Annotated in this window: 23 protein-coding genes; 6 read left to right on the top strand and 17 right to left on the bottom strand. The window is 40.4% G+C overall.

Translation table 11 applies throughout. The annotated features are described in order from the left end of the window. The first annotated feature begins 26 nt into the window (after positions 1 to 26). Positions 27 to 953: a LysR family transcriptional regulator gene (locus tag IF202_RS02340; RefSeq protein WP_206705345.1), complete on the top strand. Its 927-nt coding sequence runs from the start codon at positions 27 to 29 to the stop codon at positions 951 to 953. Positions 954 to 978: 25 nt separating this feature from the next. On the opposite strand, the gene IF202_RS02335 is transcribed toward IF202_RS02340, so the two are convergent. From IF202_RS02335 to IF202_RS02310, 6 genes are all read right to left on the bottom strand, one after another. After that, a complete protein-coding gene (locus tag IF202_RS02335; RefSeq protein WP_191593256.1) occupies positions 979 to 2,496 on the bottom strand; it encodes an ATP-binding protein in 1,518 nt (505 codons plus the stop codon). Positions 2,497 to 2,502: 6 nt separating this feature from the next. Further along, positions 2,503 to 3,222, bottom strand: coding sequence for a response regulator (locus tag IF202_RS02330; RefSeq protein WP_191593255.1), 720 nt, complete (start codon positions 3,220 to 3,222; stop codon positions 2,503 to 2,505). 64 nt (positions 3,223 to 3,286) lie between these two features. Beyond that, positions 3,287 to 3,742, bottom strand: coding sequence for a DUF1499 domain-containing protein (locus tag IF202_RS02325; RefSeq protein ID WP_191593254.1), 456 nt, complete (start codon positions 3,740 to 3,742; stop codon positions 3,287 to 3,289). 30 nt (positions 3,743 to 3,772) lie between these two features. Further along, positions 3,773 to 4,675: a 23S rRNA pseudouridine(2605) synthase RluB gene (rluB, locus tag IF202_RS02320; protein WP_191593253.1), complete on the bottom strand. Its 903-nt coding sequence runs from the start codon at positions 4,673 to 4,675 to the stop codon at positions 3,773 to 3,775. Between the two features lie 117 nt (positions 4,676 to 4,792). Beyond that, positions 4,793 to 5,413, bottom strand: coding sequence for an L-threonylcarbamoyladenylate synthase (locus IF202_RS02315; protein ID WP_191593252.1), 621 nt, complete (start codon positions 5,411 to 5,413; stop codon positions 4,793 to 4,795). A gap of 51 nt (positions 5,414 to 5,464) precedes the next feature. Continuing rightward, positions 5,465 to 6,316, bottom strand: a complete 852-nt coding sequence (locus tag IF202_RS02310) for a PHP domain-containing protein (RefSeq protein WP_191593251.1) — start codon at positions 6,314 to 6,316, stop codon at positions 5,465 to 5,467. 66 nt (positions 6,317 to 6,382) lie between these two features. Here IF202_RS02310 and IF202_RS02305 point away from each other — a divergent pair, with 66 nt between their 5' ends. Both IF202_RS02305 and IF202_RS02300 read left to right on the top strand, forming a co-directional pair. Beyond that, complete coding sequence (locus tag IF202_RS02305) at positions 6,383 to 6,919, top strand: septation protein A (protein WP_191593250.1); 537 nt, start codon at positions 6,383 to 6,385, stop codon at positions 6,917 to 6,919. A gap of 2 nt (positions 6,920 to 6,921) precedes the next feature. Further along, complete coding sequence (locus IF202_RS02300) at positions 6,922 to 7,224, top strand: YciI family protein (RefSeq protein WP_191593249.1); 303 nt, start codon at positions 6,922 to 6,924, stop codon at positions 7,222 to 7,224. Between the two features lie 84 nt (positions 7,225 to 7,308). On the opposite strand, the gene IF202_RS02295 is transcribed toward IF202_RS02300, so the two are convergent. Further along, positions 7,309 to 7,590 carry a SelT/SelW/SelH family protein gene (locus tag IF202_RS02295; protein WP_191593248.1) on the bottom strand — a complete coding sequence of 94 codons (282 nt, stop codon included), beginning with the start codon at positions 7,588 to 7,590 and terminating at the stop codon, positions 7,309 to 7,311. Positions 7,591 to 7,682: 92 nt separating this feature from the next. Between IF202_RS02295 and IF202_RS02290 the strand changes: the two genes are divergently transcribed. Together IF202_RS02290 and mnmC are read left to right on the top strand one after the other, a co-directional pair. Then, the gene (locus IF202_RS02290; RefSeq protein ID WP_191593247.1) at positions 7,683 to 8,234 is read left to right on the top strand and encodes a peptidylprolyl isomerase; all 552 of its coding nucleotides are present in this window, start codon (positions 7,683 to 7,685) and stop codon (positions 8,232 to 8,234) included. Beyond that, entirely contained in the window at positions 8,224 to 10,248 is a 2,025-nt protein-coding gene (gene mnmC / locus IF202_RS02285) for a bifunctional tRNA (5-methylaminomethyl-2-thiouridine)(34)-methyltransferase MnmD/FAD-dependent 5-carboxymethylaminomethyl-2-thiouridine(34) oxidoreductase MnmC (protein ID WP_191593246.1), read from the top strand. The genes IF202_RS02290 and mnmC overlap by 11 nt, the downstream gene beginning before the upstream one ends. A 58-nt stretch (positions 10,249 to 10,306) precedes the next feature. On the opposite strand, the gene IF202_RS02280 is transcribed toward mnmC, so the two are convergent. Further along, positions 10,307 to 10,636, bottom strand: a complete 330-nt coding sequence (locus IF202_RS02280) for a hypothetical protein (protein ID WP_191593245.1) — start codon at positions 10,634 to 10,636, stop codon at positions 10,307 to 10,309. Between the two features lie 116 nt (positions 10,637 to 10,752). On the opposite strand from IF202_RS02280, the gene cysE reads away from it, so the two are divergent. Beyond that, on the top strand, positions 10,753 to 11,568 hold the full coding sequence (gene cysE, locus IF202_RS02275; RefSeq protein WP_191593244.1) for a serine O-acetyltransferase: 816 nt from the start codon (positions 10,753 to 10,755) through the stop codon (positions 11,566 to 11,568). A 38-nt stretch (positions 11,569 to 11,606) separates the two neighbouring features. Here cysE and IF202_RS02270 read toward each other — a convergent pair whose 3' ends face one another. From IF202_RS02270 to ccmD, 9 genes are all read right to left on the bottom strand, one after another. Next, positions 11,607 to 11,843 carry a YheU family protein gene (locus IF202_RS02270; protein ID WP_191593243.1) on the bottom strand — a complete coding sequence of 79 codons (237 nt, stop codon included), beginning with the start codon at positions 11,841 to 11,843 and terminating at the stop codon, positions 11,607 to 11,609. Next, positions 11,844 to 13,892, bottom strand: a complete 2,049-nt coding sequence (gene ligA, locus IF202_RS02265; RefSeq protein ID WP_191593242.1) for an NAD-dependent DNA ligase LigA — start codon at positions 13,890 to 13,892, stop codon at positions 11,844 to 11,846. It lies immediately after the preceding gene. A 94-nt stretch (positions 13,893 to 13,986) separates the two neighbouring features. Next, positions 13,987 to 15,072 (bottom strand): cell division protein ZipA, encoded by a 1,086-nt coding sequence (gene zipA, locus IF202_RS02260; protein WP_191593241.1) that lies wholly within the window; start codon positions 15,070 to 15,072, stop codon positions 13,987 to 13,989. 65 nt (positions 15,073 to 15,137) lie between these two features. Beyond that, the gene (locus IF202_RS02255) at positions 15,138 to 16,346 is read right to left on the bottom strand and encodes a tetratricopeptide repeat protein (RefSeq protein WP_235963172.1); all 1,209 of its coding nucleotides are present in this window, start codon (positions 16,344 to 16,346) and stop codon (positions 15,138 to 15,140) included. Then, the gene (locus tag IF202_RS02250) at positions 16,343 to 16,753 is read right to left on the bottom strand and encodes a cytochrome c-type biogenesis protein (RefSeq protein WP_191593240.1); all 411 of its coding nucleotides are present in this window, start codon (positions 16,751 to 16,753) and stop codon (positions 16,343 to 16,345) included. The genes IF202_RS02255 and IF202_RS02250 overlap by 4 nt, the downstream gene beginning before the upstream one ends. Further along, on the bottom strand, positions 16,750 to 17,274 hold the full coding sequence (locus IF202_RS02245) for a DsbE family thiol:disulfide interchange protein (RefSeq protein ID WP_206705344.1): 525 nt from the start codon (positions 17,272 to 17,274) through the stop codon (positions 16,750 to 16,752). Before IF202_RS02245 ends, IF202_RS02250 begins: the two co-directional genes overlap by 4 nt. 2 nt (positions 17,275 to 17,276) lie before the next feature. Beyond that, complete coding sequence (locus IF202_RS02240) at positions 17,277 to 19,214, bottom strand: heme lyase CcmF/NrfE family subunit (RefSeq protein WP_191593239.1); 1,938 nt, start codon at positions 19,212 to 19,214, stop codon at positions 17,277 to 17,279. A gap of 46 nt (positions 19,215 to 19,260) precedes the next feature. Continuing rightward, entirely contained in the window at positions 19,261 to 19,707 is a 447-nt protein-coding gene (ccmE, locus tag IF202_RS02235; RefSeq protein ID WP_191593238.1) for a cytochrome c maturation protein CcmE, read from the bottom strand. Positions 19,708 to 19,715: 8 nt separating this feature from the next. Next, positions 19,716 to 19,850 carry a heme exporter protein CcmD gene (gene ccmD, locus IF202_RS02230; protein ID WP_235963298.1) on the bottom strand — a complete coding sequence of 45 codons (135 nt, stop codon included), beginning with the start codon at positions 19,848 to 19,850 and terminating at the stop codon, positions 19,716 to 19,718. Positions 19,851 to 19,854: the final 4 nt, after the last annotated feature.

The raw sequence follows: 19,854 nt of genomic DNA, 5'->3' as shown, positions 1-19,854 counted from the left end.
AAACCATTCATTTAATGTGAAATATCATGAGTATAATTGAAGTTAGACATTTAAAAACACTGTCTGCCCTAAGAGAAACAGGCAGTCTGGTTGAAGCTGCAGAACGAGTTCATCTAACCCAATCCGCACTATCTCATCAGCTAAAAGACCTTGAAGAAAAGCTAGGATGCCTTCTTTTTATTCGAAAAACTAAGCCAGTTCGCTTCACCAGTGCAGGACTACGATTATTGCAACTCGCAGATGATGTGCTTCTTTCGTTTCGGTCTGCACAAAGAGACATACAACGCTTCGCTGAAGGGGAAAGCGGTCGACTGCACATCGCTATCGAATGCCACAGCTGTTATGAATGGTTGATGCCAACCATTGATCATTTCCGTGAACATTGGCCAGACGTTGAACTAGATCTCTCTACTGCTTTTGGCTTTATGCCTTTACCAGCACTAGCCCGTGGGGATTTAGACCTTGTCGTTACTTCAGACCCACAAGATATTCCAAACATTGAATACATTCCCTTATTCCAATATGAATCTCAAGTAGCTTTATCTCGACATCATCATTTAGCAAAGAAAGAATTTTTAACACCAGATGATTTTAAAAAAGAAACGCTCATTATTTACCCTGTTGAAACCGAACGTTTGGATATATTTAAGCACTTCTTAAATCCAGCAGATGTGTCGCCAGCTAAGATACGTCATAGCGAATTAACTCTGATGATGATGCAGTTGGTCGCAAGCGGTCGCGGTGTTTGCTGCCTGCCTAACTGGGCTCTTACGGAATATACAAATCGACAATATGTGATTACTAAATCGTTAGGAGAAGAAGGTATTTGGTGCAAACTGTATTTGGCGATTCGGAAGGATCAACGGAACAATGCTTATATGGAAGACCTTATTTCTACAGCATCAAAAACCTGTTTTAAAAACTTAAAAGGAATTTTGTCGCCAGAACTTTAGGCTGCATAACAATCCTACACCAGCATCAGGCTAAGGTTTTCTGACGCTGGTTACGTGACCAAATTAAACTAAACTTAGCCCCACCCGACTCACTTGCATCGATTAGAACCGCCCCGCCATGCCAGAAGGCAATACGCTGAACGATAGCCAAACCTAAACCATAGCCACCTGAGGCACGTGTTCGGCTGTTATCTAGTCGCTGGAATGGGATAAAAACTTTATCTCTGTCTTCAAACGCGATACCGGGCCCATCATCTTCGATGTCTAACTGCCAGCGGTCTTCATCATGAGAGAATGAGATAGTAATGCTACTTGTCGCATACTTTGATGCGTTCAAAATAAGGTTCTGCAACGCTCGACTTAAATGATGCTCATCCGCCGAAACAATACAGGTTTCATCAATATTCAAATTCACCGTTAAATGCTGAAGTAACAAGTGGTTATGTTGTAAAATTCCATCAACTAACTGATAAATAGACAAATCGCTGAAGTTGAGCTCCATTGAACCGGCTTCAAGCTTGCCATAGGTTAATACCTCATCAACCAGTGTATTAAGCTCTTCAACGTCACCTTCCAATGCCTCAATGGTCGCTGCTGCAGATTCATCCACCTCGTCCTTCATAACTTCAAGACCAAAGCGAAGGCGTGCAATCGGTGTTCTCAACTCATGAGAAATAGCATTTGTCATTTCACGTTGAACTTTTAACAAGCGCTCAATATGAGAAGACATAGAATCAAAAGAATAAGCCAACTCTTTCAACGTACCATTACTGTCTGGAATGTCTTTAGATAAACCACCACTTCGGCCACGAGCTATTTGTCGAGTAATGCTTTCGAAGGTTTTTCGCTTCACATCTAGGGCAACTAGCTCCCGCCAAATAAGCAGAAGCATAATGCCAACTCCAATAGCCACGGTCAAAACAACAACTAATGTAAAAGAAGTATGATTTTCATGAACAACGGATAGCAAGATAGCCTTTTCAGCACTCTCATCTTTCCATAAGAAAGCATATTCATAATGAGCACCATGAACAAGTGAAACACTTGTTAACGGGGACATTACTGCTAAAGCTACCCGTTTGACTGAAAGACAAGACATATTTTCGATCAAAAACATTTTATCTGAATAGCTAATTTGATCACTTAATAAGAAACGGCTAAGCAAAGATTCAAATATAAAAAATGGAGGGTTATCAGGTACATGTCCAATTAACAAAGCTTGATCAGTCTCTCCAAGCGTTAATTGATAACTGTCATCAGGGAGCTGAAGCCATTTCTTTTTCGCTATAAAGGAAGAAATAGCGGCAACAGGTAAAGCATCAGAAGGTGGGAGCGTCCAATTAAATTGGGATTCTGGGAGCTGCTGAGCAGCACCAGATAATAATAGAGCCGAGCTAATCTCAGCATCTATACAAAGTAATTGTTTTTTTTTCTCAGTATCAAACCTAACTTGAGTGAATTCCATGACAGCGTAACAACATACAATAACTCCGACACCCCAAATAATGAGGTGTCGATATAAGCGCCACATTTCTTCACGCATTAGGCTTTATACTTCTTTAACGAACAAGTAGCCTTTACTTCGAATCGTTTTAATTCGACGAGGATGTATAGGGTCATCACCTATTTTTGAGCGAATACGAGAAATTCTGACATCAACAGAACGATCTTGACCGTCATATTCAATACCACGTAATTCACCAAAGATCTCTTCTCGACTTAAAATACGGCCAGCATTACTCGACAATAGCCACAACAAGTCAAATTCAGCGCTGGTAAGCTCAACTTCTTCTTCCAACAACCAAGCCTCACGGCGAGAGTTATCAATCGCCAAAGGCCCAAATGTTAAATTTTGCTCTTCTTTAGACGAAGAAGCTGATAAATCAACATCTTGCGTACTGCGGCGCAACAAAGATTGAACTCGAGCCAATAGCACTCTAGGTTTAGCTGGTTTTGATACGTAATCATCAGCCCCTATTTCCAAGCCTAAAATCTGATCAACATCATCACTGCGAGCGGTAAGCATCAAAATAGGCCCTTTGTACTCACTGCGGACATTTCGACATACAGTAAAGCCGTCAGCACCAGGTAACATGAGATCGAGAATAACAAGTGAAGGCTGTTCAGTGATAATACGAGAAATAGCCTTGCGACCATCCCCTTCAATATCTACTTTAAACCCATTTTTTTGTAAATATTCTTGGGTTAGAAGCGCTAAACGCTCATCATCCTCAACAATCAAAATAGTTTGGTTATCATCTATGTTCATGAACAGTCCTCGTCCAGAAATTATCATTTGAAATTTTAATGGTTAAGAATCGATATACTAAAAATTAATTTACTAAAAGGTTTTGTATTTGTCTAACCCTGTTACGATTAACGCCCATATCTGAATAACCTACACGCGAAGCAGAACGCACATGTACAACACTGTCTGCTTCTGGAAAATAAAACTCTACGTCATCGATATAGCCAATTAACTGACTTTTCACTTCAAAATGCACATAACCAAAAGAACTCGTTACAAGACGACCGTGCTCCTTAGCAAGCATATAAGATTCTATCAATAGCTGTGCGTCTTTAGATTCGCCTGTAAATACAATTGGTTCAATATAATGAATAGTATCACTAGGCTCTGCTTGAGTAGAGATACAATTAGGAGAAGCAGGACAAGCTTTTAATAAGCCATCTGTAACGCCAAGCCCATCAGGTAACTTATTACTAAAGCTAACATAAACACAAAGGCCTATGATCAAGACAACTATTACTGCGATTATCCAGCGAACCATGCTTCTACAACTCCCAACCTATTTTTTATTTTATCGAAACGATCTTTTACCTGCTTTTTTAGGCTTAAATTCTTGTTTATCAGAACTCTGCCAGTCAAAGCTTTTCGCTGCAGCGCGTCGTGCACCACCCGCTGTTGCTTTGTTTTTATGACGCTTCAATTCAAGTTTTTCTTGTTGTGTTTTAGGCTTCATGTCCGCAATTTTAAGATCTACCATTTTACACAGAGAACTCACATCTGTATCTTCCATTTCAACCCAACGACCAACTTTGGCTTTTGAAGGTAAAAATATTGGGCCAAAACGTACACGTTTCAAACGGTTCACTTTTACGCCTTGTGACTCCCAGAGACGGCGAACCTCACGATTACGACCTTCCATTACACAAACATAAAACCAACGGTTAATACCTTCACCACCGCCATCAACTACATCTGTAAACTTAGCAACACCATCTTCTAAATTAACGCCTTTTTTCAGTGTCGCAATATTTTCTTCAGTTACTTCACCCATAACTCGCACAAGGTATTCACGGTCTATTTCAGTAGATGGGTGCATTAATCTGTTAGCTAATTCACCGTCCGTTGTAAAAAGTAGTAAACCTGACGTATTAATGTCTAAACGACCAACTGCAATCCAACGCTCGCCACGCAATTTAGGTAGCTTATCAAACACAGTAGGACGACCTTCAGGGTCTTTACGAGTACATACCTCGCCCTCTGGTTTGTTATAAATAATTACTCGACGATTTTCGCCAGCTTCTGTTACGACAATGGCATAACCATCTATTGTAATAGCATCAGTTAAACTGACACGGTCACCTAATGTTGCAACTTCACCATTGACTAAGACTCGGCCTTCTCGGATACGATTCTCCATCTCGCGACGTGAACCCTGACCTGCTCTTGCCAATACTTTTTGTAACTTCTCGTCCATTACGACCTCTTAGGGGAATGCTTCTCAGCAACCCATTTTTTAAAAATAATATAAATCTATAGTGTTTCGTATTATAAGCCACTCAGTGTCGGCCTTGACAGCTGAATATTAAACATTTTACGAAAATGGGGCTGGATCACCAGCACCAACTCGAATAACTTCTATTTTGTCCGCATCCATTTGAACAACAGTGGTCGGTAATAACCCACAAAAACCACCATCAATAACTAAATCTAACGTATGTTCCAATGTATCACGAATATCATAAGGATCCGTTAATGGATCAGTTTCTCCTGGCAATATAAGAGAAACACTCATAATAGGTTCGCCTAGCTCTTCAAGCAAAGCCGCCACAACCTTATTATTAGGAATACGAATACCAATTGTTTTTCTTTTTGGATGCAATAATCTTCTTGGCACTTCTGATGTAGCCCCAAAAATAAAAGTGTAAGGCCCAGGCGTATTTTGTTTTAAAAGTCGATACAAGCGATTATCAAACCGTGCATATGTTGATATTTCGGATAAATCTCGGCATACCAGAGTAAAGTTATGCTTATCATCTAAACGACGAATCGCTCGAATTCTATCAAGTGCCGCTTTATCTCCTAGATGGCAACCAAGCGAATACCCACAATCAGTTGGATAGGCTATAACACCACCACTGCGAATTACATCTGCTGCTTGTTTTATCAAACGAGCCTGCGGATTTTCTGGATGTATCTGGAAAAATTGACTCAACATGAACTCCGTTAATAATACTCAAATAAAAAAAAGTATATCAATAAAAAATTAGGCCCAATTTTGCCAGACTAAATCTACTTTGCTTTCCTGTATTTGTGTGAACTTACCCACTTGCATCCAAGGCCCGAAAGGGCCGTGATAATCACTTCCTACGGAAGCTTTTAGCCCAAACTCTTGAGATAACCTTTCTAATAATCGCACACTGTCCGGACGCTCATTACCAGAAGCAATTTCAATACCTGTGCCACCCCATTTTTTAAAATCACTCAATAAGCGTTTTAACTTGGTTACGGTAAGTGGATAACGCTTTGGATGAGCTAGTATTAATTCTACATTTTCGCCAGAAAGATCGGTTAAAACATCTTCCAATTCTGGCCAAACATCGCGCAACTGCCCCAAACGTTTATTACCCAAATAACGATCAAACGCTTTATTCGAGTCTTTTACCAACCCTTTTTCGACTAACAAGGTCGCAAAATGAGGTCGACCAAGCTGGCTCTCTCCAGCAAGGGCAACCGCTTCATCAAATAAATCAGGCAATCCCTGTCTTACCAATAGATCTGCAATGCGTCGCGCTCGATCAAGCCGTATTGCTTGATTTTTTGCCACGATAGACAAAAGCGCTGAATTATCTCGTTCAAAATGCAACGCAACCATATGCAAAGGAATACCATTCCATTGAGTAGATAGCTCTATACCATTAACAAAACTAAGTCCGTACTCTGAGGCTCTTTGGCTTGCCTCCTCAATACCGTCTAAGGTGTCATGGTCAGTAAGAGCAAACAGAGATACATTTTGCTCCACTGCAAGGTCAACTAATTCAGTGGGCGAAAGACGCCCGTCTGAACGGGTAGAATGTGTATGTAAATCGACTTTACGGTAACTCGCAGCTTCAGGCATAGATAGACTGTTCTTTAAAAGGAATGATGGTTATCATGAGACCAGCATACATAAATTGGTTTTTATATGAAAATACTATTCGACTTTCTTCCTATCATTGTTTTTTTTACTGCCTATAAAATGACAGGAGATATTATTACGGCAACGGCTGTTTTAATTCCAGCAACTCTTATTCAAGTTGGCTACACCTGGTTTAAACACAAAACTATCGAGAAAATGCACATTATTTCTTTGGCTTTAGTGGTTTTATTAGGCGGCACTACGGTTCTTCTAGGTGACGGTGATTTCATAAAATGGAAGCCAACTATCGTAAATGGTTTATTCGCTATCGCCTTTTTAGGCAGCCAATTTATTGGTGACAAAAATATTATCCAACGCATGATGGGCGATAAATTAGAACTGCCTTTTAAAGTCTGGCGTTCTTTGAATCTAGCTTGGGTGTGTTTCTTTATAGTTTCTGGTGCGACAAACCTTTATGTCGCATTTTCTTACAGTGAAGATGTATGGGTAAACTTTAAGCTTTTCGGATTATTAGGCATGACGGTTGTCTTTATTCTGTTACAAGGTATTTATCTTTCATCTCACATACAAAATAAGGAATAAGCATGCTTTACTCAATTGTCGGCGAAGACATTAAAAATAGCCTATCAGCACGTCAATCAGCTCGTCCAGAGCACTTGGCTCGCTTACAAGCGTTACAAAACGAAGGCCGATTAGTTTTAGCAGGGCCAAACCCTGCGATTGATTCTGATAACCCCGGTGATGCAGGGTTTACAGGCAGTGTAATTGTCGCCGAATTTATTAGTCTTGAAGCAGCAAAATCTTGGGCTGAAGCAGATCCATATGTGGCGGCTGGCGTTTATAAAAACGTTACCGTTCAGCCTTTTAAACAAGTTTTTCCGAACTAATCTAGAAAAATTGAGAATGCCGTAGGAGGTAATCACTCTTACGGTATTTTATCTGAATCCAAGAACTCCCAATCTTCTAGTTTGTTAGGGTTTAACATCGGAATGCCCAAGATCTCGCTCGGGATCAATCACATCACGCATTCGTTGCTTCAACACTTTAGCTTCAGGAAAGCCTTCTTCAGCCTTACGACACCAAATTTCTTGACCGTTCACTCTCACTTTAAAAATGCCACCTTGCGTCGGCAGCAAGGTCACGCTTTTAATATCGTCTGTAAAAGTCGTTAATAGCTCCTGAGACAACCAAGTCGCTCGTAACATCCAACCACATAAAGTACAGTATTCGATCTCTACATTCGCCATTCTCATTTACTTACTCCCTAATATATTAACAAAACGTCTTGGCACCCTATTACACACGCCCTATTATTGGGGTACAAAATACATAAGGAAACCGTTCTATGCGTAAACCTATCATGACCGCTCTTGCCCTACTCACTCTTTGTTCACAAGTGAATGCAACTGAAGTGGATATTTTAACAAGCCAGGGTACGATTCGAGTTGACTTGAATGAAAAAGCAGCTCCAAAAACCGTAGAGAATTTTCTACGTTACGCTGATGAAGGTTTTTATAACGATACAATTTTCCACCGCGTAATTCGTGGTTTCATGGTGCAAGGTGGAGGTTTCACAGAAGACTTAGAACGTAAAAGCACCCATAAAGCGGTCGCTTACGAAGGCGATAACGGCTTAGCAAACAATCGTGGAACATTGGCAATGGCACGGACGCAAGATCCAAACAGCGCAACGTCACAGTTTTTCATTAACCACGTCGATAATGCTTTTTTGAACGATGGCGCTCGCGGCAGCGCAGGTTATACGGTTTTTGGCGAAGTTGTATCTGGTATGGAAGTGGTAGACACAATAGCCGCAAGTCCAACTACATCTGTTGGCCCTTATCAAAATGTACCTGAGACACCTATGATTATCCAGAGCATCACTCGTGTTAACTAGTTACAAATTAGAACGCCCTGATTTGAACTGGGGGGAAGATGGCGCGCCACACTCCTCACAGTTCGATGATGTTTACTTTGATAAAGAGTCTGGTTTAGAAGAAACACGCTACGTCTTTTTACAACACAACAAGCTCCTTGAACGCTGGAAAGCGCTCCAGAAAAATGTTTTTGTTATCGCAGAAACAGGTTTTGGGACAGGGTTAAACTTCCTATGTGCTTGGCAAGCATTTTTAGACAGCGAGGCCTCTGACGACAAGCAACTGCATTTTATCTCAGTTGAAAAATACCCTCTTACTAAAGACATGTTAACAGCCGCCTTAAATATGTGGCCCTCGCTTGCCGCTTATAGCAAAGAACTTATCGAGGCCTACCCTACTGTGTGTCATGGACTGCACCGTATTGAACTAGCACAAGGTCGTATTCAACTGACACTTTGGTTTGGCGAAGCCGAAGAAGGATTCGCTGCGTTAAATGCCAACATCGACGCTTGGTTTTTAGATGGTTTTGCACCAAGTAAAAATCCAGAAATGTGGACAGAGAAGCTCTTTCAGCATATTCACCGCCTTAGTCATCAAGGCACAACTTTTTCAACGTTCACCGCGGCAGGTATTGTTCGTCGTGGGTTGCAGGCCGTTGGCTTTGATGTTCAAAAAGTTAAAGGGTTTGGGCAAAAAAGAGAAATGGCGGTCGGTCAACTTAATCAGCTAACCACTTCGTTTCCTGAACGAATGTCCCAAGGTCAAGCTTGGTTCAATTTACGTCAAAAAATATCTGTGCCTATTAAAAAAGTTTTGGTTGTTGGCTCTGGCTTAGCAGGCGCAAATACGGCCTATGCATTAGCAGCACAAGGCGTTTCAGTAACCGTTTGGGAACAAGGCAAAACGATTGCTTGTGAAGCGTCAGGCAACCCTCAAGGGATGCTGTATCCAAAATTTACAGCGCAGGATTCTGAAGTGAATCGCTTTTACCTTGCTGCTTATCTGTACGCCACACGTTTGTTTTCTAAGCTGGATCAAAAACAAGTTTTTTGGGATCAATGTGGACTAATACAAATTCCAAAAAATGAGAAAGAAGCACTGCGTTTCCAAAAATTATTAGACGAACAATTGTACCCAGAAGCGGTCCTCCAAGCTTCTACAGACAAAAACGGTAGTATCCTTCTACCTTTATCTGGTTGGGTTGCACCTAAAAAACTTTGTGAGACTCTTTTGTCTCACCCAAACATAAGCGTTCAACTCAATACTTTATTAAGTAGCCTTGAGTCTATTGACCCAGAAATCACATCAGAAAGTGACGAATCAAAAAATCACTGGAAAGCGACTACAGGTTTACAAGAGCATTTTTTCTCTCACGTTGTACTTTGTACCGCAAATCAGACCGACAATCTTAATATCACAACCAAAACACCCACTATCCCAGTACGCGGTCAGGTTTCTTATCTTGATGTGGAAACAGCAAGAAAAAACTGTTTATCACAAGATGAACCCGCTGAAAAAATAGATATTGAAAAAGTACTGTGTGAATTTGGTTATGTGTCGCCACCGATTGATGGACAGATACACTTTGGATCGACTTATAATTTTGAAGATGACGATCAAGAAGTGCGTGAATCAGATCATCAAAAAAACCTCACTATTTTAAGAGGCCTACTGGATTTATCAGACGGAGTATTCGAGAGCAAAGACTGCTCTGGACGAGTCTCATTTCGCTGCACCGTTGTAGATCATTCACCAATAGTAGGGCCAGCTCAGTCAGACCAAATATATCAAACAGCCTATTCAGCACTTACTAAAAATGCAAAATGGAAAACCAACACTATAGAAGAACCGATAAGTCAGCTTTATATAAACATTGGGCATGGTTCGAGAGGGCTGATTTCTACACCTTTAAGCGGCCAATATATTGCTAGCCTGATTACCAATACGCCTTCGCCTTTAGAACAAGAAATCAGTTATTCACTTCACCCTAGTCGCTTTATTATTCGCAATTTAAAACGCAGCCAAGGTATTTAGATATAAAAACGCCGTTAAATTACTGAAATTTAACGGCGTTTTTATATTGTTCTTTATATTATGACTCGAACAATTCACAAGCATCTGGAATCAGCTCAACAAAACGATCTTCTGTTTTTTGACGATAAACGTGTCGATTAAGCTCTGGTAATAAAGCGCGTAATTTTCCGCTTAATTTCAACAAACTAGGATTCATTGGTTCATAAGGATAAGCGTGATCCTGTAAGCTAAGTTTGTGTAGCTCATCTAACTCATCTTGTAGAATAGACTTCATCGCAAAGAAACTATCTTTTTGGTTAATGTCATTAGTTTCCCAATAAGCATCAGAAAAACACTCATTTAGCTCGTAAAAGATATGTAGTGCATCTGCAACATTTTTTTTAGACATATTATCTCCATCTTTTTGAGCAAACTTCGCATTGCCCCTTGTAATGTTTAACCCTAAACTTATAACCTACATTCTACACATGAATAAATATAGGTGAATACCCTTTGAGCACAACAATGAAAAATGACGTAACTAATGACAACCTATGGCAATCCTTACAAGCAGAAGCTGAAAAGCTTGCAACAGACGAACCCATTTTAGCCAGTTATTTCAATACTACCATTTTACGTCATGAAACATTGTGCTCAGCATTAAGCTTTTTACTGGCCAGTAAACTGGACAGTATATCAATTCCTGCCATGGTATTACGAGAAGTATTCGAAGAAGCCATGGCTGACTCCCACTCTGGCATTGTCAGATGCATCGAGCAAGATATTTTAGCAATAAAAGACAGAGACGCGGCTTGCGATACTTTAACAACACCTTTGTTATTTTTTAAGGGCTTCCATGCATTGCAAACTTACCGTGTTGCAAACTGGCTATGGAAAAATAACAGAAAGAGCTTAGCTTTGTATTTACAGGGCCAAATGTCGATGGTATTCAGTGTCGATATTCACCCAGCAGCCACTATTGGCTGTGGCGTCATGTTAGATCATGCGACAGGTCTTGTTGTCGGCGAAACCTGCATAATCGAAGACAATGTATCCATCCTACAATCCGTAACGCTTGGTGGTACAGGAAAAGAACATGGCGACCGTCATCCTAAAATTCGTTCTGGTGTCTTAATTGGTGCAGGGGCGAAAATTTTAGGCAATATCGAAATTGGTGTCGGTGCTAAAATTGGTGCCGGTAGTGTTGTACTAGAAGCCGTTGAAAATCATACGACTGTAGCCGGCGTACCTGCCAAAGTGGTTGGCCGTAATACCGAAGGGGAACCAGCTCTGGAAATGGATCATAACATCAACCATTGTCTTCGAGATTGTGCCGAGTAGTGAACTGAAAAATGTAAAGTTATTGAGCAACAACGACCTTAAATAAGGTCGTAATTGCTCAATGTGTCTTTAGGAATCATTTTGATGGTTTCGCTCTCTGTATCAAATAATAATACAGCCTCCCTTTTCCCCAATGCCTTCAACGCTTGTTGACGTTTTTGCGCAACGGATAAATCGTATTCTCCATAATCGGTTCCATCACGTGATACGATATCATCTAAAATGGTTTCTAAAGTTTCAGGGGACAATGAATCATAAGGAATTAATGTGTCCAATTAAAGTGCTCCATGTTGATGAAACAAAGAAATTACACCGGCTTCATCAATGATTTGTATATTAAGAGACTGGGCTTTAGTGAGCTTTGACCCAGCCTTTTCACCAGCGACCAAACAATCTGTTTTAGTTGACACAGAACTACTCACTTTAGCGCCTAGTGCCAATAGCTTGTCTTTTACTTGATCTCGACTGAACTGATTCAACGATCCGGTCACCACATAGACTTTTCCAGATAACGGAAGCTCATCTAGAGATGCCTGTTGATTTCTTTCCCAGATGACACCAACAGAAAGCAATCCATCAACAGTCTCTCGATTGGCTTCTTGATCGAAAAACATTCTAACGTGCTGCGCAACAATCGGACCGACATCCTCCACTTCTATTAAGGTTTCTTGATTCGCTACCATCAGGTCTTCTAGCTCGTTAAAATAACTGGTTAATGCACGAGCCGTTGCTTCACCCACTTCACGAATTCCTAAAGCATATATGAAGCGATTAAATTGCGTTTTTTTCGCATTTTCAATTGAGCTTAGTAGTTTTTCTACTGACTTTTGCCCCATACGCTCCATTTCTAAAAGGGCTTTTTTCTTCTCATGTAAGGTAAAAATATCGACTGGTGTTTTGACCATTTCCAGATCCACCAGTTGTTCGATCAATTTATCTCCAAGTCCATCAATGTCCATGGCTTTACGTGAAACAAAATGTTTCAAGGATTCTTTTAACTGAGCACCACAGACCAAGCCACCGGTACAGCGAATAATCGCTTCACCCTCTACTTGCTCCACATCTGAATTACAAATAGGGCAAGTACTTGGAAACACAACTTCAAAAGCATTCTCTGGGCGCTTTTCAACAACAACTTGAACGACCTTCGGAATTACGTCACCAGCACGATGAATGATTACATAGTCGTTCACCCGAACACCTAGACGGGCAATTTCGTCTTTATTGTGTAACGTGGCATTCGAAACCGTAACACCTCCAACAAAGACAGGCTCAAGCCTTGCTACAGGCGTAATAGCTCCGGTACGGCCGACTTGAAAATCGATACCTAATACTTGTGTCATTTCTTCTTGAGCAGGAAACTTTCTGGCAATCGCCCAACGTGGTGCACGCGCAATAAAACCCAGTTGATTTTGTAGAGAAATTCGATCAACTTTATAAACGATGCCATCAATATCGTAAGACAAGTCAGCACGCTGCTTATTAAGCATTTCATAATACTCAATACAGCCTTCTGCACCTTCAACTTTTTGCATAAGATCATTGGTACGGAATCCCCATTCACTCAATTGCAATAAGCCACTATAGTGGCTTTCAGGTTGTTCCCAACCTTCTACATAACCAATCGAGTAAGCACACATAACCAGAGGACGAGACGCGGTAATCTTAGGGTCTAATTGGCGTAAACTTCCTGCGGCTGCATTTCGAGGATTAACAAAGGCTTTATCGCCCTTTTCTACTGCCAGTTTATTCAGTTTTTCAAAACCATCTTTCGGCATATAAATTTCGCCACGGACTTCCAAGACGGTTGGCGGTGTTTGCGTACGTAATGTTAAAGGAATTGAATAAAGGGTTTTTATATTAGAGGTAATATCTTCACCAGACAAACCGTCACCTCGAGTCACACCCCGGACTAAACGCCCCTCTTCATAACGTAGACTTATCGCCAAGCCATCTAATTTTGGTTCACAGCAATAAGTAATTTGACCATCAGCACCAAGTAATTTACGAATACGCTGATCAAAATCGGCTAAAGATTCATTATCAAAAGCATTATCTAGAGACAACATAGGAACCGTATGAGCCACATTAGCAAAACCATTATCTGGCTTTTCACCGACACGTTGAGTCGGTGAATCCGCTTGAATCCAATCTGAGTGATCTGCTTCTATTGTTTGCAGCTGACGGTAAAGACGATCGTATTCCGCATCAGGGACGATGGGGGTGTCTTTTACATGATAAGCATAACTGTAATCATTAAGTTGTTGAATCAGATCCAGCATTTGCTGATGTGTAATATTTGTTTCTTGGCTCTCTTGACTCATATAGGAATAAACTCAAATTTTCTGCAGGCTTGTATCAAGCATAAACAATCAAGGCCCGTTAGGGCCCTGATTGTTTATGCTTAAATCTAGTTTTCTACTGTTTGGTTCGCATTAAACGTCGGCGTTCAAAATCACGTATTCGCTGACGGCAATGGGCAATTGTTTGATCACTCATTGGTGTTCGACGCTCATCACGTAATTCGCCACCTAGATTACGTACTAATGTTTGTGATGTTTCAAGCATAAAATCAAACGCTTTCATGCTATTTTTAGGGCCAGGTAATCCCATGAAAAAACTCACACCAGGACACTCACCTTCCCCCATGGTATCTAGGTCAAATGTTCCGGGTTCAATAGCATTAGCCATACTAAATTGCACTCGACCGCGGTCAAATCCGTCTTCATGACGATGGAAAATATCCATTTCACCGTAACGCATACCACAATTTAAAATAAGTTGAAGAAGTTCCATTCCAGAGAAATTTTGATCTTCTGGTGCCAAAATATTAATAACAATAACTTCTTCAATCTCAGCAACATTATCGTCATCTTCAAAGTCATCGTCTATATCGTCAACAATACCTTGAGGAGTGACTTGACCAATATCAACTTCTGAATAGCTTCGCTCATAATCTTCATTATCATGAGTATCTAAAACATCAGGCTCTTCTGACTCACTCGTAAAGTCTTCTTCTCTAGTATTACCTTCTCTACTATCTGTCTCTGCCCCAAAATCTAAATCAAGCTCATCTTGTTCGTAAAAGCCATCATCTGAATAATTTTGTTCAGAGATTGCAGAGTCTCCATAGGCTCTATCAGGCACTAAGGAAGCCAGCTCATCAAGATGCATTTCTTCACCCCGATCAAGCTCTGGTCCAGAATCAACCGTATGAGGAACTTCTGCTAAAGGTGATTTTGCGGTCTTTCGTGCATTTTCAAACGCATTCGCAGTAGGCTCCTGTGCAACACTACCCCTCTCTCTTGAGGGATTTTTACGATACGCTGAGATAGTATCTTTTTGCACTATCTCGCTATCATCTGAACTATCAAACTCGTCAAATTCATCATCTAGTTGAGCAAATGCTTGCCCTTTCTTATATCGACGAAATCCATCTATGAGGATAGCGACAATAATGACGACCCCAATCAAGATTAGCCACTCACGCAAGCTAAATTCCATTACACATTCCGTATTACATCTATTAAAGTTGACGTTATTATCAAACGAAGCGCCTTAGGATTCAATTACAAGGACACCTTGATTCCGATAATCTCTTTACTATTTACAAATAAGCCTTCTTTTATACCGATAATTTGGCCTTTTGTCAGATCATTGTCATTAATATTCGATAATTTCACGACAAGATCTACTTTCTCGATTTCTGCTAATGTCATCGTTGGCATCAAGGCATCAAGATTCGTCAGTAAAATAGGCTTTTTTAAATCCTCTGGATGAACTCTTTGAATTGCAACAGGCATCTTTTCACCTTTTGCTAATGCATAGACCAACAGAACATCATTTGATTGCCACTGAATATTATTTGTATCCCATTCAATTTGAATAGCTAGTTGGTGAGTAATGATCGGAGCGATTTTTTTATAATCAATACCTCCCGCATCACGAGCTTTATTGATAGCTGATAATAATGCAATTCGCTCAGTCGAATTAGGGTTGTAGCGAATTGCTTCTTGCCAAGCAAGTACAGCTCCTAAGTAATTTTTATGGTCAAATTCTGCGACACCTTTGAGGCCTAATGCAATTGCTTGAGTAGGTGAGTCCCGAAGAATATCATTTACAACGCGAAGCATCGTTTCTGAACTCTGGTTACCGTTCGCATAAAAAATTGCTTGGGCATATTCCACCAATAAACTCACTCTGTTTTCAGCACCATCTGGTATTTTGCTAATCGCAGTTTCAAATGCGACAACTGCATCTTGATACTTGCCAGCACGAAGAGAATCGGTCGCTTCATAATACCAATCCTCTATTCGGTCATATCGCTGACTACGATAATGAAGAAACTCACTCACCTTTTGCGGCGTTAATTCTTGCCTTTGCAAATCTTGTGTAAAAGAAACCTCAGTTGAATAACCTATCTTGTAATAAAGACTCACACTTCCTAAAACAGTAACGACTATAACCCCAAGCATCACCCAACGAGCCAAGTGAACATCGAGTTCCATATTAAACCGTCTATGCAACAAAGGAGAATACTCGGAATTTAAACTCAATAAATTGGCTTCATGATCAACATCTAATAATAGCTGTAAGGACTCATTTGACGTTAGCCGTCCAGCTTCTTGCTCTTCATTAATTTCAGTACGTCGAATATTCAAAAAAGCCTGTATCTCATCAGAATCAAAGGATTGATTAAGATGCTGGAACACTGACCTATAAAGATAAAAAATACTTAACGTAATCATGGACACCATAATCAGATACGCAAAGATCATAATTTCGCTCCACGTTTTTTGCGATTTGCCATGACCACTAATACAAAAGTGAATAAGCCGATTCCCAGTAAAATAAACGGCCCATACCAAAGTAAAAAAGTCGCAGACGAATGAATAGGACGGTATAAAACAAACTCGCCATAGCGCGCAACCATGTAGTCTACAATTTCTTGATCAGATTTATTTGCCTCTATCATTTGATGAACTTGCTCTCGCAAATCAACCGCAATACCAGAAGCTGAATCGGCTAAATTTTGATTTTGACACTTAGGACAACGTAATTCTTCAATCAAATTTTGATACCTAGTTTGATTGAGTGTAGAGCTAAATGTCAGTAATTCTTGAGCTATTCCAGGAAGAGCGAAAAATAACACAACCCAACAAAATACTATTCGAGCAGTTATCATTTTAGGTAGCCCTGTATTGTTGACCAATTACTTTCGCTTACCACTCCTTGAAGTCTATAAACAATAGCTCCGGAGCTATTAACAACAAAGGTTTCTGGTGCTCCCGTAATGCCCATATCTACACCAAAATGACCAATTTCATCCATCAACACCATTAGATAAGGGTCACCTTTTTCTTCCAACCACTGCTTAGCTAAAGCTTTTTCATCTTTATAATCTATGCCTACAATAACAACGCCATCATCCGCTAAGGTTGTTAGAAAAGGATGCTCTACATGACAAGCAGGACACCAAGTTCCCCAAAAGTTGATCAAGTAAGGCGTATTAGGTAGATCGTCCTGAGTTATAATTTGATCTGAGTTTAATGAAATTAAGTTAAACGCAGGTACTTTTTGACCAATCAATGCGGAAGGCATGTATTGTGTGTTTTTCCCAAGCTGAGAGTAAAAAGCTATACCCAATATCAAGAACAACACGAGCGGTATAAACAACAGAGCTTTTTTAATCAATCGATGTCTCATTGTCACACCCCGGCTCTTCGCTGATATCGTTTATCCAATGTTGCCAATAATCCGCCAACCATCATCAACAAACCGCCAAGCCATATCCAACGCACAAACGATTTCACATACACTCTCACCCCCCAAGAATCACCGTCTAGTTTTTCCCCTAAAGAAATATACAAGTCACGGGTAAACCCTGCATCCAATGCAGCTTCAGTCATCACTTGCTGACGAGCGTTGAATAAACGTTTTTCAGGGTAAAGCAATGCCACAACTTGGCCATTTTTATAAGCGGTAAACTGCGCCTTATCTGAAACATAATTAGGCCCTTGGACTTGCTCCAATCTATCGAACCTAAACTCATAGCCAGCCACACTAGTCTGCTCTCCCGGTGAAAGCCGCACCATAGATTCTTGACTGTTTATGCTAACCAATACCACGCCTACCAAGCTAACCACAATACCAAGATGTGCTAGTAACATACCGTAATAATTTCTAGGTAACTGGCGAGCTCGCGGAATAATACCTTTGGTACCAACAGAAACCTTACTAAACCAATCAGAGAAAGATAAACACACAACCCAGAACGCAATTGATAAGCTCAGCCAAGCTAACAACCCTAAATCGTAGGCGTAAACCAATGAACCTGAGATTAACACCGACACTACCATCGATATAATACAAGGTAGTAAAAATACATTTAATTTAGTGTTGTGCCATTTTGACAAGGGACCGACCCCCATAAAAACAATCAACAACAAAGCAATTGGTGTAAAGACACTATTAAAATAAGGAGCCCCTACTGAAATTTTCCCTAACCCCAAAGCATCAAACAATAAAGGGTAAAGTGTTCCTAACAACACAGTGAGAGTTAGCACAGTTAAAAGAATATTATTAAGTAACAACCATGCTTCCCGGCCTGTCACACCAAATGAAACGCTAGATCGAACTTGTACCGCTCGAATGGCGTACAACAACAAGCTACCACCTACAAAAATTAAAAGTAAGACAAGTATAAAAATCCCACGAGTGGAATCGGCAGCAAAAGAATGTACAGATGTGAGTACACCAGAACGAACTAAAAAGGCACCGAGCAGAGATAAGCTAAACGTAAAAATAGCCAATAACACTGTCCAGCTTTTAAACACGCCCCGCTTCTCTGTAACTGCTAGTGAATGCAATAATGCGGTTCCTGCCAACCAAGGCATAAAAGAAGCATTTTCTACAGGGTCCCAAAACCACCAACCGCCCCAGCCTAATTCGTAATAAGCCCACCAGCTTCCTAATGTTATTCCCAAGGTTAAAAATGCCCATGAAGCTGTTGTCCAAGGACGTGCCCATCGAGCCCAGGCTGCATTTAAATTACCTGTAATCAAAGCGGCTACAGCGAATGCAAATGCCACAGAAAAACCGACATACCCCATATATAAGACAGGTGGATGGACAATTAAACCGAAATCTTGCAGCAATGGATTTAAATCACCTCCATCAATAGGAGAGTCAGGTAACAAACGAATAAAAGGAGAAGACGTGAAGATCAAAAAGGATAAAAAGCCTGAACACACCATTCCTAATATAGCTAATACAACGGGGCCAATATCTTCTGGCAAGTTTCTTATTTTAAGCGCTACAGCAGAGCTCCAACCACATAGAACAAGCACCCAAAGTAATAATGAACCTTCATGTCCACCCCATAATGCACTGAATTTATAATAGATAGGTAATTGGCTGTTTGATGTTTGGCTTACATATAAAACAGAGAAGTCATCCATCAAAAAAGACAGGCTAAGCACAATAAAGCTCATCAAGACTAAGGTCGACATAATAAACGTTAGTGGCCGAGCCGTTGCTAACAAAAGTTGATTGTTTTTCCAATAACCGAGCAATGGAACCAGTGCTAAAGAAATAGCAAAAAAAAGCGATAATATCAGTGAGAACTGACCAATTTCAGGAAGCATAAAAAGCCTAAAAACCTACAAAATAAAAAGTAAATATGTGAAGCCACTACGGCCTTTTTTTGACTATACCGTTAGCATTCTTCAATGCTTCAGTCACTTCTGGTGGCATGTATTTTTCATCATGCTTCGCTAGCACTTGTGAGGCTTCAAAAACACCTTCATCATTTAATTTACCTTGAGCTACCACACCTTGCCCTTCTCTAAATAAATCAGGCAAGATCCCTCTGTAATTAATGGTTACTTTGTGTTGAAAGTCTGTCACATCAAAAGAAACAGACAAGTTTTCTGAGTGGCGCTTTACACTGTCTTTTACCACCATACCACCAGCACGTATACTGGCATTTCGAGGAGCCTCTCCTAAAGCTATTTGAGAAGGAGAGTAAAAAAGATTAATATTTTGCTGTAAAGCGTACATAACCAAACCAATTGCCGTACTTAAAATAATAGCAATTATCATAATAACAAATAGACGTTTTTTTCTTACTGGGTGCATTAGAGTATTTAATCCCTTAGAAAGCGACGGCGTAACTTTTGTCGCACCTTATTTCGCCTCGACAGAGTATTCCAAATCAATATTAGCAAGGCAAGAAAACTAAAACCATAAACAGACCATACATAGGCACCGTGCTTTCCCATGGTA

It is taken from the genome of Marinomonas colpomeniae (assembly GCF_014803385.1).
Taxonomy (GTDB): Bacteria; Pseudomonadota; Gammaproteobacteria; order Pseudomonadales; family Marinomonadaceae; genus Marinomonas; species Marinomonas colpomeniae.
The sequence above is the reverse complement of the archived record's forward strand: the minus strand, read 5'-3'. Positions and strand labels throughout refer to the sequence as shown.